This window comes from Halomonas sp. KM007 (assembly GCF_050709225.1).
GTDB lineage: Bacteria > Pseudomonadota > Gammaproteobacteria > Pseudomonadales > Halomonadaceae > Vreelandella > Vreelandella hamiltonii.
The window spans coordinates 2,385,591-2,401,992 of sequence record NZ_CP136131.1; the positions used below are offsets into that span (position 1 = coordinate 2,385,591).

Annotated in this window: 14 protein-coding genes and 2 pseudogenes; 11 read left to right on the top strand and 5 right to left on the bottom strand. The window is 56.4% G+C overall.

The features are described 5' to 3' along the window. Positions 1-3 precede the first annotated feature (3 nt). Positions 4-1,449, top strand: a complete 1,446-nt coding sequence (locus RVM27_RS11230; protein ID WP_498956605.1) for an aldehyde dehydrogenase family protein — start codon at positions 4-6, stop codon at positions 1,447-1,449. Positions 1,450-1,465: 16 nt separating this feature from the next. On the opposite strand, the gene RVM27_RS11235 is transcribed toward RVM27_RS11230, so the two are convergent. After that, a complete protein-coding gene (locus tag RVM27_RS11235) occupies positions 1,466-2,239 on the bottom strand; it encodes a Rossmann-fold NAD(P)-binding domain-containing protein (RefSeq protein ID WP_498956606.1) in 774 nt (257 codons plus the stop codon). Positions 2,240-2,495: 256 nt separating this feature from the next. On the opposite strand from RVM27_RS11235, the gene RVM27_RS11240 reads away from it, so the two are divergent. From RVM27_RS11240 to RVM27_RS11260, 5 genes and pseudogenes are all read left to right on the top strand, one after another. After that, positions 2,496-3,476, top strand: coding sequence for a TRAP transporter substrate-binding protein (locus RVM27_RS11240; RefSeq protein ID WP_039175185.1), 981 nt, complete (start codon positions 2,496-2,498; stop codon positions 3,474-3,476). A gap of 89 nt (positions 3,477-3,565) precedes the next feature. Continuing rightward, complete coding sequence (locus RVM27_RS11245) at positions 3,566-4,120, top strand: TRAP transporter small permease (protein WP_039175186.1); 555 nt, start codon at positions 3,566-3,568, stop codon at positions 4,118-4,120. Further along, entirely contained in the window at positions 4,117-5,412 is a 1,296-nt protein-coding gene (locus RVM27_RS11250) for a TRAP transporter large permease (RefSeq protein WP_498956607.1), read from the top strand. Before RVM27_RS11245 ends, RVM27_RS11250 begins: the two co-directional genes overlap by 4 nt. 96 nt (positions 5,413-5,508) lie before the next feature. Then, positions 5,509-5,831, top strand: a pseudogene (locus tag RVM27_RS11255) (IS481 family transposase); the annotation flags it as partial. A gap of 68 nt (positions 5,832-5,899) precedes the next feature. Next, positions 5,900-6,704, top strand: a pseudogene (locus RVM27_RS11260) (transposase). Between the two features lie 225 nt (positions 6,705-6,929). On the opposite strand, the gene RVM27_RS11265 reads toward RVM27_RS11260, so the two are convergent. The 4 genes from RVM27_RS11265 to pdxR all read right to left on the bottom strand — a co-directional run bounded on the left by RVM27_RS11265 (position 6,930) and on the right by pdxR (position 11,669). Then, the gene (locus RVM27_RS11265; protein WP_498956608.1) at positions 6,930-8,369 is read right to left on the bottom strand and encodes an aminotransferase family protein; all 1,440 of its coding nucleotides are present in this window, start codon (positions 8,367-8,369) and stop codon (positions 6,930-6,932) included. Positions 8,370-8,382: 13 nt separating this feature from the next. After that, a complete protein-coding gene (locus tag RVM27_RS11270; protein WP_498887793.1) occupies positions 8,383-9,150 on the bottom strand; it encodes a Rossmann-fold NAD(P)-binding domain-containing protein in 768 nt (255 codons plus the stop codon). Between the two features lie 100 nt (positions 9,151-9,250). Continuing rightward, complete coding sequence (locus tag RVM27_RS11275) at positions 9,251-10,021, bottom strand: sulfite exporter TauE/SafE family protein (RefSeq protein ID WP_498956609.1); 771 nt, start codon at positions 10,019-10,021, stop codon at positions 9,251-9,253. 139 nt (positions 10,022-10,160) lie between these two features. Continuing rightward, on the bottom strand, positions 10,161-11,669 hold the full coding sequence (pdxR, locus tag RVM27_RS11280; protein ID WP_498956610.1) for an aminotransferase-like domain-containing protein: 1,509 nt from the start codon (positions 11,667-11,669) through the stop codon (positions 10,161-10,163). Between the two features lie 172 nt (positions 11,670-11,841). Between pdxR and RVM27_RS11285 the strand changes: the two genes are divergently transcribed. The 5 genes from RVM27_RS11285 (at position 11,842) to RVM27_RS11305 (ending at position 16,257) form a co-directional block, all read left to right on the top strand. Then, positions 11,842-12,819, top strand: coding sequence for a type 2 periplasmic-binding domain-containing protein (locus RVM27_RS11285; protein ID WP_498957769.1), 978 nt, complete (start codon positions 11,842-11,844; stop codon positions 12,817-12,819). 97 nt (positions 12,820-12,916) lie between these two features. Beyond that, positions 12,917-13,558, top strand: coding sequence for an amino acid ABC transporter permease (locus RVM27_RS11290; RefSeq protein WP_498887786.1), 642 nt, complete (start codon positions 12,917-12,919; stop codon positions 13,556-13,558). A 38-nt stretch (positions 13,559-13,596) separates the two neighbouring features. Continuing rightward, positions 13,597-14,262 carry an amino acid ABC transporter permease gene (locus RVM27_RS11295; protein WP_498887784.1) on the top strand — a complete coding sequence of 222 codons (666 nt, stop codon included), beginning with the start codon at positions 13,597-13,599 and terminating at the stop codon, positions 14,260-14,262. Continuing rightward, positions 14,255-15,022, top strand: coding sequence for an amino acid ABC transporter ATP-binding protein (locus tag RVM27_RS11300; RefSeq protein ID WP_498957770.1), 768 nt, complete (start codon positions 14,255-14,257; stop codon positions 15,020-15,022). Before RVM27_RS11295 ends, RVM27_RS11300 begins: the two co-directional genes overlap by 8 nt. A 69-nt stretch (positions 15,023-15,091) precedes the next feature. After that, positions 15,092-16,257 (top strand): IS3 family transposase gene (locus tag RVM27_RS11305; protein ID WP_139296708.1). Its coding sequence is split into 2 segments (ribosomal slippage): positions 15,092-15,353 and positions 15,353-16,257, totalling 1,167 coding nucleotides; the frame shifts between segments, so codons are not numbered across the junction. Positions 16,258-16,402: the final 145 nt, after the last annotated feature.

Consider the following 16,402-nt stretch of genomic DNA (forward strand, 5'->3'; position numbering starts at 1 on the left):
CCCATGCAGACTCTCGACCAGCAGTTCATCAATAATCAATGGGTCGCCTCGGCGGGCACTCGCCTGCTCGATGTGATGAACCCTTACCGCGAAGAGCGGATTGCGCTAGTGACCGGTGGCGATGCGGCAGACGTCGATGCGGCGGTGGCCGCTGCCCGGCAGGCACAGCCCGAGTGGCAGGCGTTGGGCGGGGCGGCACGGGCCGAGTATCTGACCAGGTTGGCCGAGGCGCTACAGGCACGGCGTGAGGCCTTGATGCAGCTGTCGGCGACCAACAACGGCAAACCGCTGGCCGAGGCAGGGATCGATCTGGACGATGCGATTGCCTGTTACCGCTATTACGCCGCCCAGGCCAAAGCGCTGGATGCGCGCCAAGGAGAGCGCGTCAGTCTCGAAATGGAAGGCGTAGAAGCCCGCACCTATCACGACCCTGTCGGCGTCGTGGGGCTGATTGCGCCCTGGAACTTCCCGCTGGTGACCAGCGCCTGGAAGCTGGCGCCCGCGCTGGCCGCAGGCTGTACGGTGGTGTTCAAACCCTCGGAAGTCACTCCGCTGCCCGAGCGGGTGCTGGCGGAGATCGCGCTGGACATTGGCCTGCCCGCAGGCGTACTGAATCTCCTCAATGGTGACGGTGAAGGCATTGGCGCGCCGCTCACTCACCATGCAGGTGTGGATAAAATCTCCTTTACCGGCAGTAACCGCGTGGGCGAGGCCGTCATGCAGGCCGCCAGCGCGCGCACTGCGAGCGTATCGCTGGAGCTGGGCGGCAAATCCCCCATCCTGGTGATGGACGATGCCGACCCCGCCCAAGCCGCTGACTGGGTGATGGCGGGTATCTACTTCAACGCCGGGCAGATTTGCTCTGCCACCTCGCGACTGCTGGTGCACGAAGACGTTGCCGAGGCGCTCTACGCGGCGCTTGCCGAGCGTATGGACGCGCTGACGCTGGGAGACCCGCTCGCTGAAGGCACCGACCTGGGGCCGTTGACCAGCGCCAGGCAGCGCGATGCCGTACAGCGCTATCTCGATATTGCCGAGCAGGAAGGGCTGACGGTAGTGCGCGATGGGCGGCATCGCACGCTACCCACCCAAGGCTATTTTCTGGCACCCACGCTTTACCGCGATGTGCCGTTAGAGAGCCGACTGTGGAAAGAAGAGATCTTCGGCCCCGTGCTTTGCGGCCGCAGCGTGGCAAGTGAGGCCGAAGCCATTCGGCTTGCCAATGACAGTGACTTTGGCCTCGCCGCCACGGTGATCAGCGGCGATCCAGAACGCGCCAAGCGGATTGGCCGCCAGCTGAAAGCGGGCAGTATCTGGTACAACAGCGAGCAGCTCGTGCTGCCCGAAACCGCCTGGGGTGGCTTCAAGCGCAGCGGTATTGGTCGCGAGCTGGGCCCTTGGGGGTTGAGCGCCTACCTGGAGGTGAAGCATGTGGTTGGCCCGGCGTAAGTCGCCGGGCCAACGCTTACGTCTGGTGGCGCAAAATGGTAGGCGCTGACCACTGCTGACACACGGGCATGACTTCCAGGCGGGTGATATTGACGTGGGCAGGCAGGGAGGCCACATGCAGCGCCTGCGCGGCCACGTCTTCTGGCTGGAGCGGCTGGGCGCCTTCGTAGTAGCGGTCTGCGACGCTCTGGTCGCCCTTCATGCGCACCAGGGTGAACTCGCTGGCCGTCATGCCGGGGGCCAGGTCCGTGACGCGAATGCCCAGCGGGCTCACGTCACAGCGCAGATTATAGCTGAACTGCTCCACGAAGGCCTTGGTGGCGCCGTAAACATGGCCACCCGGGTAGGGCGTATTGGCGGCAATGGAGCCCAGGTTGATGATCGTGGCCCTTGGGGTGGAAGCGCTCAGCAGCGGCAGCAGGTGCTTGGTGACGTTGACCAGCCCCTTGATATTGGTGTCGATCATGCGATGCCAGTCTTCCAGCGATGCTTGCGGCGCCGGGTCCTTGCCCAGCGCCAGCCCGGCATTGTTGATCAGCGTGTGCACGCGCTGAAAACGCTCGGGCAAGGCCGCCACGACTTCGGCCACCGCCTCGGCGTCGCTGACGTCCAAAGCCGCCGTATGGGTAGGCACGCGCTGTTCGAAGGTGGCCTGCAGCTGCGCCAGGCGGTCCTGACGCCGCCCGGTCAATACCAGTGCCCAGCCCGCATCGGCAAAAAGATGCGCGCATGCCAGCCCAATGCCGGACGTCGCACCGGTGATGAACACGACCTGCTCGGTTTCGTGCATGGAGAATACTCCCACATTGAATTGTCATGGAACCTCTCGGGGTAGCGCCATTGGGTAACGAACCCGAGCCCTTGAGTATCCATCTTTAGTCGCAGCCTTTCGCAGCGCCCTGGAAAAAGTGCCGCTATGAGGGACATTGCAGCCATCGTCATTGACGAAGCCTGCCTTCTCGAACGCCGATTTGAGCCGTTTGACGGCTTGTTTCAAGATCGAATCAGTACCACACCCAATAACGACAACCGTAGAGAGCCTTCCCATGCGGAAACAACTGCTTGCCACGCTGGCGACCCTGGGCATGCTGACGACAGCACCGTTCGTTCTGGCTAACCCGATCGAAATCCAAGTCAACAACACCATGAGCGAAGGCGGTTCCGAAAGCGCCGCCGTGGAGCGCTTTGCGGAGTACCTGGAAGAGCAGGCGCCAGGCCGCTTCAACGTTCGCCCTTTCCTGGCGGGCTCGCTGGGAGGCGAGGATGCCATTCTGGAATTGCTCAACCTGGGGCAGACCCAGCTTTCCATTACCGGCGGGAACTGGCGCCAGCAGTATGCGCCTGAGTACGACGCCATTACCGTGCCATTCGTGTTTGCCACTTGGGAAGAGGTGGATGCGTACATGGAGAGCCCCTCTGGGCAGGCGTTGATCGCGCAGGCCGAAAGCCAGGGCGGGCTCAAGTACTTCGGCACCCAGCATCGTGGGCCGCGCCACATGACGGCCAATAAGGCCATCGAAACCCCTGAAGACCTGCGCGGTTTCCGCATGCGCCTACCTTCGTTGCCGGTGTGGCTGGCGGTATGGGAAGAGATCGGTGCCCAGGTGGTCAACGTGCCTGCTCCGGAGATCTACCTGGCCATGCAGACGCGCCAGGTAGACGGCCATGAAAACTCGCTCTCTTCGCCATATACCCGGCGCTTATGGGAAGTGCAGGATCACATCATTCTGACCAGCCACGTGCAGTTCCCGTGGAACTGGGTGGCCAGTTCGCGGTGGTGGAACGGCCTGGAAGAAGACGATCAAGCGCTGATCGAAGAGGCCATACACGTGGCGCGAGCCCATGGCTCCGAGCGTGAGCGCGAGCTGGACGAGTACTACCTCGGCGCGCTGGAAGAGCAGGGCATGACCATCATCGAACCGGATATCGAAGCGTTCAGAACCGCTGCGTTGCCTGCCATCGAGCGGGTCATGGCCGATATGGCCGATGGTGTGAGCGAGGACGCCCTCGGGCATCAGGGCGAATGACGCGCTAGCGCCAACGCGTTGGGTGCAGCCACGGGGGTGCCCGACACCCCCGTGGCCGTGGATTGCGAGATCACCTCAGGAAATTATCGATGAATGCTCCCTCGGAAGAGAAAGCGGCACCCGTGCAGGGGCTGGATAGAGCCGCCCAAAGTGTGCTGCGTGTCATTACGAGCCTGTGCGATGTGGTGGGCGTGACCTTGATGGTGGCCATTCTGGTGCTGCTGGTGGCCGCCGTGGTGGCTCGTGACCTGCTGGGGCTGGGAATGCCCTGGACAGAAGAAGTCGCGTCGCTGCTGGCCATTTATGCGATTGGTTTTGGCTCCATTTCGGCGTGGGTGCGTAGTGAGCATCTGGTCGTGGACCTGTTTAGTCACCGGCTCTCCAACGTGGGCAGGCATCTTCAGTATCGCTTGACGGCCATGATCTCCTGCGGATTTTTCGTGCTGGCGGCCTGGGGCGCCTGGATCATGTCCGACATGAGTGCCAACAACAAGACCGTATCGCTGAGTATCAGCTTCAGTTTTCTCTATTACGGCGTATTGCTCAGTTTCTCGGGCATGGCGCTGATCGCCGCGTGGCAGACCCTGCGTGGCCCCGTGGCCTGGTTGGAAGCGCCCCGTGAAGAGGAGCCCGCGCAGCCATGATGGAATTGCTCGTATTCGTAGGGGGCTTGCTGGCCCTGATGGCCATTGGATTGCCCGTGGTGGTGGCCATTGGCGTGACCTCGTTCATTGCCCTGGCGGTAACCGGGGCGGGGGGGCTGCCGGTGGAGCTGCTGCCGTTGCGCATGGTGCAAACCCTCAACAACTTCACGCTGCTGGCCATCCCGCTGTTCATTCTGGCGGCCAACATCATGAACGTGGGCTCCACGACCACCCGTATCTTCGACTTCGCCACGGCGCTGGTGGGATTCACCAAAGGTGGGCTGGGGCATGCCAATGTCGTGGCCAGCTCGATTTTTGCCACCATGTCGGGCACCGCAGTCGCCGATGCCGCCGGGCTTGGCAGCATTGAAATCAAGGCCATGAAGGAGCGCGGCTACGAGCTGGGCTATTCCACCGGTATTACGGCGGCCTCCAGCGTCATCGGCCCTATCCTGCCGCCCAGCATTGCGCTGGTGGTGTATGGCTGGTTGGCCAATGTCAGTATCGGTGGGCTGTTCATGGCGGGGTTGCTACCGGGCATCCTGATGGCGCTGTTACTGATGGGCATGACGGTGGTGCTGGGCATGACTGGCCGAGTGGTGATGCCCAAACCGACCGCGTTCGATGCCTGCGAAGTCGTGCGCACGGGCAAGCGGGCCATCCTGCCTCTGATGATGCCCGCCATTATCGTGGGCGGTATTTGGGGAGGCTTTTTCACCCCCACAGAAGCGGGTGCGATTGCCTCGCTGTACGCGGTGATCCTGGGCGGGGTGATCTACCGTGACCTGAACGGGCGGGATTTATTTCTGGCGTTTCGTAGAACCCTGATGTTCAGCGCGGTCATTCTGCTGATCATCGCGGTATCGAGTTTCTACGGCTGGATTCTGGTCCGTATGGGTATCCCCCAGGCGCTGGCAGGCCAGGTCGCCAGCATCGATATGCCCACTATCGTGCTGCTGCTCTGTTTTGCGCTGTTTTTCCTGCTGATCGGCTGCTTCATGTCGGTGATCGAGAGCATCCTGATTTTCACGCCCATCGTCGTACCGGCCGCCCTCAGCGCGGGGTTGGACCCCGTTCACTTCGGTATCGTGATGGTCATCACGCTCTCGGTGGGCGTCATCACGCCGCCCTTTGGCACGGTACTGTTCCTGATGGTCGGGATTACCCGGTTGAGGTACGGCCAGGTGGTCAAAGCCGTATTGCCGTTCCTGCTGCCCATCCTGGCCACGATCCTGCTGTTGATCGCCGTGCCTGGACTGGCGACCTGGCTGCCGAGCATGATGGGGTATTGAGTAGATGTAGGGTCCCGGATGATCAAGTCTCATTTAGGAGTTATCCTTTGCTTGCTGCAAAGGGTCTCCTTCAGCAGATCATTCAGGAGCGTATTCATGAACATCAAACTGCATAACAGGCCACCACTACACCCAGGATCAGAGCGGAGATACAGAAGAGCCCAGAATCAGTCAGCAATAAAGATCTGGCCGCCCAGTATGGTGTTTCTGTCTCTACGATCCGTCGCTGGCGTTATCGTGACGATGTTCATGATCGACCCCATACCCGCCACAACCTTTTGGCCACTTTAACCCCTGCACAGGAAACCGTCTTGATTGCTGCCCGTGAGTACCTGCGTCTGGGGCTGGATGACCTGCTGGCAGTAGCGCGTGAATTCCTCAATCCAGCATTATCACGCTCAGCCCTTCATCGCATGTTAAACCCGGCTTATTCACGAGGCCGGCCTGAAAACGAAGATGGCGAGTGGTTTTCTCTTGTAGAATCAGGATGTTCCTGGCAGAACACGATTCAAGAGGACCACTCGCCATGGGTGAAAGCCTATCCACCTGGACGCCCTCCTGCAACGGCGCTGTCCGTGTCGAGCTGAGCGGCCAGCGCACCACCAGCGACAGCGGCGCTTTGCTGCTGCGTGAAGCCCTCGACAACAGCGGCGTGATCGAGGCGCTCGAGGACAATCTGGTCGACCTCCGCAATCCGCTACGCGTCCGCCACTCACTGGCCAGCCAGCTGCGTACCCTGGTGCTGCAGCGCGCGATGGGCTGGATCGATCTCAGCGATACCGACACGCTGCGCCGCGACCCGCTCTGGCAGTTGGCCTGCAGTGATGCGCGTGGTGTTGGTGGTGCAGGAACGCCCCGATGACCTGCTGCTGCATGCCTTCTTCCTGGTCACCAACCTCGGCAAGTTCGACTGGCCGCCGGAGAAGATCCAGGCGCTCTACCGCAAGCGCGGCAGCGCCGAAGCGCACATGGGCGAGGTGACGTCGGCACTCGACGTACACCTCTCGTCGACGGATCGCGGCGCCTCCACCGTCCAGGACGTGATGGCGCGCAACGAGGTGAGTCTGCTGCTGAGCCTCTACGCCTATCAGGTCTTGCATGGCCTGCGCTGCCTGTTGGAGCGGCAGACTCGGCAAGGCTGGAGTCTGAGCCGGCTTCGTGAGCAAGTGCTCAAGACCGCCGCCACCTTGTCGCTGCACGCTCGGCGCATCACGGTTCACCTCGGCGCCGCCGCCGACAAGTGGTGGCCGACGCTGCTGAAGGGGTTGCCAAAGCTGACCGCGTTGAGTTGACGCTCCAGCGAGACCACCACAGCACCAGAAGTCGAACGGCCGCAGGGGCGGTCGGCGATCACGGCTGCTTTGAAGGTCGAGACTCATTCCTGGAGGTTATAAATCGGCGAAAGAAACGCAGTGTTCGGGCATTACGAAGCAGGCGCTCACGCCGGAAAAATGCCGATGGCACGTAGCTTCAGACTGCCCGATCAGAGCCCTCGTGAATGAGGCGGGTATAAGTGATTAAAGTTTATCGTTGGGTGAAGCCCATGCGGCGTGCTGATTAAATACCTTGGCCATAGCGTCATCCAGAATACGCACAATATTGTCAATATCCCCTTCGCTAGCGATAAGAGCAGGGCTGAAATTGAGAATGTTGTTATAGCCGCTCATGCTACGGTTGGTTCGACCAATCAGTAGCCCGCGCTGCTTACATTCGGCGGCAATGGCAGTGGGAATACGCTCATGAACAGGAACTTTGGTGACTTTATCTTCCACCAGCTCAATACCTGCAAAAAGTCCCATACCCCTGACGTCGCCTATCATCGGATAGTGTTCAGCTAATGTGCGGAAACCGTCTAATAGCCGCTTGCCCATACGGGCGCTGTTATCTACTAAATTTTCGCGCTCAATGATTTCCAGGTTGGCTAATGCGGCTGCCTGGCCCGCTAAACAGCCACCGAAGGTGGAGATATCACGAAAATAGCCCAGAGTATCTTCCTCGCTTTCCTGTAGAAGGGCGTAAACGTGCTCGCTGGTGACGGTGCACGAAATGGCCGCGTACCCAGACGCAACCCCTTTGGCCATAGTGACAATGTCTGGCTGAATGCCAAAATGCTGGTAACCAAACCATGCGCCTGTACGCCCCAGGCCACAGACGACTTCGTCCATGATCAGCAATACGTTGTGCCGCTGGCAAATGTCGCTGACATGCTGCCAGTATCCTTCAGGGGGCGTGATGATGCCTCCGCCAGCTGTAATCGGTTCAAGAATCACAGCTCCGACGGTGTCTGGGCCCTCCTGTAGGATAACGTCTTCCAGTGCTTGGGCGGCACGCAGCCCATAGTGTTCGGCCTCTGGGTACTGATTGCGATACTCACAGCAGTGTGGAATAGCAATAAAATCAGGCACAAAAGGCCCGAAGTGGTCGCGTCTTTCGTTCTGCCCGGATGCACTTAGTGTGGCAATGGTCGTACCGTGATAGTCGCGGTCGCGGTAAAGTATCTTGTGTTTTTTGCCTTGATAATGTTTTTGACTGATCTGGCGTACCATCTTGAAGGCTTTTTCATTGGCCTCGGAGCCTGAGCTTGAATAATACACCCGGCTGAACCCAGGCATCTTTTCCAGTAGGCGAGTGGCAAACCGAGTGGCGGGTTTGCTAGCCATGGAGCCGGCGAAATAGTTGAGTTCTAGCAGCTGTTGGTACATGGCATCGGCAATTTCACGGCGCCCATAACCGACATTGGTTACCCAGACCCCTCCGGCCGAAGCGTCTAGGTATTGATTGCCGTCACTGTCCCAGAGTTGAAGCCCCTCACCGCGTACAAACATAGGGACACCCTTTGCCGCTGCGGCTCCAGGCGTCAGATGGTGCCAAACATGCTGTTGATCCTGCTTCTTTAGGTCTTCCAGCTCGCAGGTTTCTGGCTGTGCTGTCGGTGTGCTTTCTGTCAGCTTTATCATGATGTACTCCTGGTTAGGTATCTTGTGTTTGACGATAAACAGAAAAGGGTGACCAGGACTGGGTCACTGGCATGACTTCAAGGTGGTTGATGTTTAGATGAGCGGGCAGATTAGCCAGCCATAAAATGGTCTCTGCAACATCTTCCGGCTGTATGGCCTCAGCGCCTTCATAGAGTTGTTGGTAAGCTTGCTGATCACCGCCTGTGCGTACTAGCGTGAATTCACTTTCTGAAAGGCCTGGGGCCAGGTTGGTGACGCGCACGCCGGTGCCAGAGAGATCGCAGCGTAGTGCGTGAGAGAACTGATCGACGAATGCCTTGGTGCCACAGTAGACATTGCCGCCAGGGTACGGCCAGCGCCCGGCAATCGAACCTAGATTGATGATGCTAGCGCCCCGGCCATGGTCAATCAGAATGGGAAGAAGGGCATGGGTGATGCTGGCCAATCCTGCGATATTGGTATCAATCATCTGTTTCCAGTTATCGAAATCACAGGCCTGGGCAGGCTCGGTACCAAGCGCCAGCCCAGCATTGTTGACTAGCACCTGAACCGACTGGTGGGAGGCTGGCAAGGTCGCTACCGCATTCTGGACGGCCTGACGGTTGCATACGTCCAGTGTCAGAGTGTGAACGGCACAATATTGAGCAAGCTCCTCTTTCAGAGCGTTCAAACGCGCTTCCCGACGGCCAGTCAGTACCAGTGACCAGCCTGCCTGTGCAAAGCGTCTGGCCGTTGCCAAACCAAATCCGGATGTTGCACCGGTAATAAAAATGACGGGCATGTATATCTCCTTGAGTTCACGAAACGATAAATACACGGTGGCTCTTGCGGACAAGTGCCTGAATAGCAACCTAACGCCCTCGGTGAATCCGCACATCGCCTTACGGCATTGCAGCGCCGGAAGCTCCTGGCCACAGCTCACTCACCAGAATCCATAGCGCCATCACGATCAGTAGCGGGCTGACGCTTTTACGATAAGAAGCAGGTGGAAAGCGGTGGAAACAGTACTGCCCTAACCAGGCGCCCATCAGTGCAGCAGGCAATAACACGCCAGTCATGATGAAGGCTGATAAGGGCACGGCACCGTTAAAGCTATAACCGAACAGTGCTGTACTGCTGGCCGCGATAAAAAAAACGATGGCGGTTGCTCTGGCTTGGGTGGCATCCAGTGTGGTGTGCATCAGATAAAGCATTAGAGGAGGCCCACCGGCAGATGCCACTGCCATGGCTAACCCTGACGCCGCCCCTGCAGGAACCGCCATGGCCTTGTCGCGTCTGCGAGAGCGGCTTATAAGGCCCGTAGGTAAAAACGTCGCCACAGCGCCGATCAGGCAAAGCCCTGAAATAAGCAGTTTGGCAGCGTGATAAGGCAGCGATGTCATCACGAGGGTGCCCAGTAAAGACATGCCAAACATGGCGGGTACTAGGCGGGCCAGCAGTGTTCTGTCTGCCGCTTTCCAGGCGCGCCGGGCCAGCCCTAAAGCGCCCAGAATATCCAGCATCAGTACCACTACGATGACTTGTAGTGGGGGAAGGAGCCAGAGCAGCCCCAGTGCCAACGTCATGGCAAAACCAAAGCCGGTATAGCCGCGAACCCCGCCCGCAAGAAGTGCCAGCAATGTTCCCGGTAGCAGCCAGTGGGCGTCTGTCATGATGTGGTTCCCCTCAGTGTCGTAGTCTGTGACCTTAGCGGGGAATAGTGTCTGAGGTTTAGGGCCAGTTGCGCGTGGCCGATGTGACATGATGCTGTTCAGCAGGTGATAACTGAGATAGGGGCATGATCAAGCCAAGTTAACGTGCCAGCACCTTAGCCAGGGTTGTAATCCCCGGTACGATTTGGCGCTGGGCTATGGCTTGGAACCCAAGGCGCAGAAAGTGGCGCGGAGGAGCCGCATCAAAGAAGTGCTGAAATCCGGGTTCAATCAATACACCCTGTTGAGCGGCCTGCCAAGCAAGCCGCTGTGTATCTATGTCAGGAGTAGCGCTCATCCAGAAGGCGCTGGCTCTGGAATGGCTGCAGCAGGCAAGGTCCGGAATATGGCGCTGTAGTGCTTCGCGCAAAATGTCCCGGCGCCGGTCGGTGTCGTCGATGTGTGTTCTTAGATACTTCTCGTAATACCCCTGAGCAATGAATTGAGCAACTTGATGTTGAATATTCGCTGGTGGATGACGATACATCAGCCGCCTCAACGCACGCATTTCATTAATGAGTTCAGCGTCGGCAACGACATACCCAAGCCGCAGGCCTGGCGCAAATGCTTTGGATAAACTGCTGAAATAAATGACGCGATGACCCACAGAGCCAGCTTTCATGGCGGGCAAAGCTTGTTTGTCACCATGCAGTTCTGCGTCATAGTCATCTTCTAGAATGACTTGATCATGGCGCATCACTTGCGCCTCAAGCGCTCGGCGACGAGCCAGCGTCATCCTAACACCGGTCGGAACTTGATGACTGGGGGTCACATAGAGGTAATCACACTGGCTTGATAGTTGATCAATCACCATGCCTTCTCGGTCAACATCATTGAATACCAGCTGCGCACCGCAATGCTGGAAAATATTGGCAGCTTCTTTATACCCTGGGTTTTCCATGCCGACATGGCTGTGTGAGTCCAGCAAGAGCTGAGAAAGTAGAAAAAGCGCATTCTGCGAGCCTAGGGTGATCAGAATTTCATCCTCTCTGGCAAAGATACCCCTTCGCGGTAGGACACGCTGGCGCAACTGCTCGATCAGCAAAGGGTCGTCCTGATCAATGCAGTCATTCAGCCAACTTTTCTCTCGGGTGGCGCACAGCAGCCGCCGAGTGATGCCACGCCATTGTGACAGTGGAAACTGTTGTGGATCTAGCTGGCCATATATGAAGGAGTAAGGGTAAGCGTGCCAGTTGCTTGGCTTTAATACGCCTTCAAAATGGCTAGGACGCTGCTTGAGTCTGGCGTTCCATAGTGGTGCATAATCAGTGGTATTTGCATTGACGTGATGCCGTGTCCTGTTTTGGCAAGAGGAACTCTGTGGCGGTCGATGTGACGCTTTCCCCGATGAATGGTCGAAATGATAGTTCGGGTGCAGATAATAGCCACTGCGTGGTCGGCTGATGATATAGCCGTCATCAGCAAGCGTTTCATACACGATAGCGACAGTGTTTCTAGATACCCCGAGTTGCTTGGAGAGCTTGCGGCATGAGGGCATAGCCTCATTGTCAGGCAAACTGCCAGAATGAATGGCATCAAGCAGTGCTGACCTCAGTTGTTCCTGCAGACAACGGTCTGTGTCTTTGTGCAGTGTTAAGCCGAGAATCATAGGGCCACTCCTTTCCGTAACACTGTTGCAGGCAGCAACGCTGCCTTCTCGGGCGACAGCCCGTTATGCCCATGCATGATGCGTGCCATGAAACTGTCCATATCTTGTCAGGTAACTGGCTCTAAGCAGATGGTGATGAAAATTCTAAGGTGGTGGCACGGTCAGCGTGTCCATGGCGGCTGGCAGCTTGATTGAACAATGCCTTGAGCAGGCGTCTTGCGGAGAATTCACCATGCAGCCTTTTAATCTTCTTATTGATAAATCACTAACCCGTAAGCTCGTCGCATCAACGATGCCTAGAGCCTTCAGAAGGGGCGCTGTACTAGCCCTAGGAAGCCTGGCAATGAGTGCCTCTGTGATGGTGCTGGCTGCAGATCTTCCGGAAATCGAGGAGCGTGGTTACATGCGTGTTGCCACTGAAGATAACTATGCGCCTTTCAACTTCATGAATGGCAGTGATCCGGATGGCTTTATCGAAGATGTGCTGACCGAGCTTGAAGCGTACGCTGACTTTGAAATTCGTCAGGAAATCCTGCCCTGGACAGGCTTGTTGGCTGCCGTGTCGAACGGCCAGTACGACGTGGCAATTACCGGAGCATCGGTTTCGGATGAGCGCTTGCGGGTCTTCAATTACGCGCCACCGTTTGCCTCGGCACAGCATTTTTACGTTAAGCGCGCAGGTGATGACCGTATCAACAGTGTGGCTGACCTTGATGGTATGACGGTTGGCGTGCAAGCGGGGAGTGTTCTGTTAAGCCGTTTGCCTGAGCTGGAGGCCATGCTCGAAGAAACCGGCGGTGAGCTGGGAGATGTCATGGAGTATGAGGCCTACCCGGAAATCTATGCTGACCTTGCCAATGGTCGACTGGATTACGTCATCAATTCGGCGGTACCTGTAAATGATCTTATAAGTACGCGTGGTGATGTATTCGAGGCGGGGCAGGCGGTATCCGGGCCGGGGTTTGTTGCCTGGCCGGTACCCAAGAATAGCCCTGAACTTCTTGCGTATCTGTCGGACTTCATGGCTCACCTTAGAGAGTCAGGCCGCTTGTACGAACTACAAGAAACCTGGTTTGGTGAGTCGTTCGAGGAACTACCTACTACCCCAATAATGAGTGTTGAAGAGTTTCATCAAATGGCTGGCATGTAACTGCCAGTATCATTAATGAACGAGTCTTTAACGCCAATGGCTAGCGGGCTACCCGGCTTAAGGCCGGGTTCCTGTGACACAAAGAGGGGTCTCGATCATGGATAGTAGCGCTTGGGGGCTGTTGCTTCAGGGAGCATGGACAACAGCCTGGATATCTGCCGTCTCTATTGCACTTGGTGTGGTACTGGGCCTCATTATTGCCCTAATACGTTTGGCAAGGTTGCCTTTCATACATCAGCTATTGGGCACCTATATCAGTATGGCAAGAGCCACTCCGCTGGTTACCCTTGTGCTGTTTATCTTTCTCTCAGGCCCTACCTTCGGTATTAACCTGGATCGCAATGTGGCGGCCATCATGGCCTTGACGCTAAATACTACGGCGTTCAATGCAGAAATCTGGCGCTCAGCCTTTAACAACTTTTCTAATGACCAGCGTGAAGCCGCGATGGCAGTGGGGATGACACCCTGGACTTATTTTCGACGCATCATGCTACCTCAAACGGTGATCACCAGTTTGCCTAACCTCGTCAACGAAATGTCTTTTCTAGTGAAAGGCAGTCCCGCCATTGCGGTAATCGGAATTGTTGATTTGACACGTGTGACCAACCGTATTTCAGCGGTGACCTATGATCCTTTGCCGCCGATTCTGGCAGCCGCTCTATTGTATATGGCGATTATCGGATTCCTGGTATGGGGTCAGCGGATCGCTGAGCGTAAGGCAAACCGATTAGCTATGTAAGCCATTGTATTTAATGCCTGATGTGTCAGGGGGGGAGTATGAGCAACTGGGAAATTCTATGGTCGTCCCGCGATGTGTTCTGGCAAGGGTTTGGAAATACCGTCACCATCTTCGTCATTTCCGCGATTGCTGCTTTTTTATTGGGAAGCCTGCTCGTCTTTATGATGGAAGGCGCCAGGCCTCGGCTGAAGACGCCACTACGCATTTTCATTGATGGTATGCGCATGCTGCCTTTTCTGATTCTGGCGTACCTTTTCTATTATGGTCTACCCAGTCTGGAAATACGCTTAAGTGCCTGGCAGGCGGGTGTGTCAGCCTTGATTCTTTATCATGGTGCCTATTTTGCCGAAATCTTACGTGGCAGCCGGGTCACCTTGTCCAGTGGGCAGGAAGAGGCCGCAACGGCGCTGGGGTTTTCACGTCCGTCCATGTTCATACGCATTATATTGCCGCAACTCGTTCTCCGCACCAGAGGGGTGATGGGAAACCAGCTGATTATCCTGCTTAAGGACACAGCCTTTCTGGTGATCATCACCGTGAGGGAGTTAACGGCTGCTGCTAATAGCCTATCAAGCACCTACTTCATCCCTATGGAGGCCTTTATTGTGGTGATTGGCTTCTACTGGGCGATCAGTTTAATGCTTGAGCAAAGTATCCGCCTGCTGGGGCGCCTTGGTGAAAAAAGAGGTTTTAGCAATGCCTGAATATTCTGAAGTGAGCATCAACAATCTATCCAAAAGTTTTGACGGTACAGAAGTCCTCAGGGATGTCAGTCTCGATGTTAGCAGTGGCGAGGTGGTCAGTATTCTGGGGTCTTCGGGGTCAGGCAAGTCCACACTGCTAAGGTGTATCAACTGGTTGGAAGTGCCTGACCGGGGCGAGATACGTATTAACGGAGAGCGTATCGGGGTCCGTGAGGACTCCAGCAAACCGATGACTCGACGAGAGCTGGCCAAAGTACGCACTCAGCTGGGCATGGTTTTTCAGGGATTCAATTTATGGCCGCACCTTTCGGTACTCAAAAATGTGACCGAAGCACTCACCTATGTTCAAGGCTTGAAAAAAGAGGAAGCCCGGGAACGTGGAATGGGATTCTTACAAAAAGTAGGAATGGCAGAAAAGGCGGACACATATCCGTGCACGCTTTCTGGTGGACAAAAACAGCGGGTCGCCATTGCGCGTGCGCTGGCTATGCAACCTAAGGTCATGTTGTTTGACGAACCCACATCCGCACTAGACCCTGAGTTAGTAGGTGAAGTGCTGTCGGTGATGCGTGACCTGTCGCAGGAAGGCTACACCATGATTATCGTCACGCATGAAATGGATTTTGCCCGTAACGTTTCAGATCAAGTGGTGTTTCTGGACAAGGGAATCATTATTGAAAAATCGGCGCCGGATGTGTTTTTTAATAATCCTGGTAGTGAACGGGTTAGGCGGTTCCTTGAGCTGGATAAGGCCAGCTGACATTTCATATGATCTTGCCCAGTAACGATGGACACCTCAAGAATGTAATACACTGCCACGAGGTGAACCATGGCAAGATCGACGACATCAATGAAGAAAAAATCCTATACCCGTTACTCAGATACCTATCGGCAAGAAGCGTTAGCGCTTGCTGATCGCATAGGCGTTGCCGCAGCGGCTCGTGAACTGGGCATACACTCGAGTCAGCTTTATCAGTGGCGTTCTAAGGTTCAGCAACAGCAAGATACATCTGAGCGAGAGCGCTCGCTGGCAGAAGAAAACGTTCGTCTGAAGCGGCAATTAGCCGAAGCCAATGAGGAGCTGGCTATCACAAAAAAGGCCGCGGTGTACTTTGCGAAGAGCCTGAAGTGAAGTACGCCTTTATCCATCGTCATCGCCAGGCTTTCAGTGTTCAGCGCATGTGCCATGTTGTTGGGGTCGCTCGAAGCGGCTACTACGCTTGGCGACAGCGCGAAGGAGGTCTGTCTCTAAAGCGCAGCCAGCAAGCCGTTCTCGATAAGCGTGTGGCTGCGGCGTTTCACCAACGTAAAGGCCGCTCAGGCGCCCCGAGATTAGCTCTAGACCTGCAAGATGACGGAATACCGGTGAATCGCAAGACCGTGGCTGCCAGCTTACAGCGACAAGGCCTGCGTGCTAAAGCTGCCCGTAAGTTCAAGGCCACCACAAACTCTCGACATTCGCTACCTGTTGCGCCAAACCTGCTAGAGCAAGACTTCAGGGCTTCAGCCCCTAATCAAAAGTGGGTGGGTGATATCACCTACTTGGCGACGGGTGAAGGTTGGCTTTATCTTGCTGTGCTAATTGATCTTTACTCTCGCAAAGTCGTTGGTTGGGCAATGAGCGAGCGTATGACGGCAGATCTTGTCTGTGATGCACTACAAATGGCGCTATGGAAACGTAAAATGCCAACAGGCGTGATCGTCCATTCAGATCGAGGTGGTCAGTACTGTTCGACGCTGTATCAGTCGCTACTGACGCGACATGAACTCAAGTGCAGTATGAGCGCGAAAGGCAACTGTTATGATAACGCCTGTGCCGAAAGCTTCTTTCACAGCCTCAAGGTGGAAGCGATCCACGGCGAGAACTTTAAAACGCGAGATATGATGAGACGCCAGGTGTTTGAATACATCGAACTGGACTACAACAAGCAACGACGGCACAGTGCTATAGGGATGATCAGCCCAGAGGCGTTTGAAGTCCGAATGATCGCTTAAACGAGTGTCCACTGTTGCTGGGTAAGATCATTTCCCCATGGAGCGATACAGCGGGCAGCCCCGAATCTAGATTGTGGGTAAAAGCCCAGATGGGTCGACTTAACGCCTGATTCTCAGGATGGCGAAAGCCTAGGTGAGCTTCTCC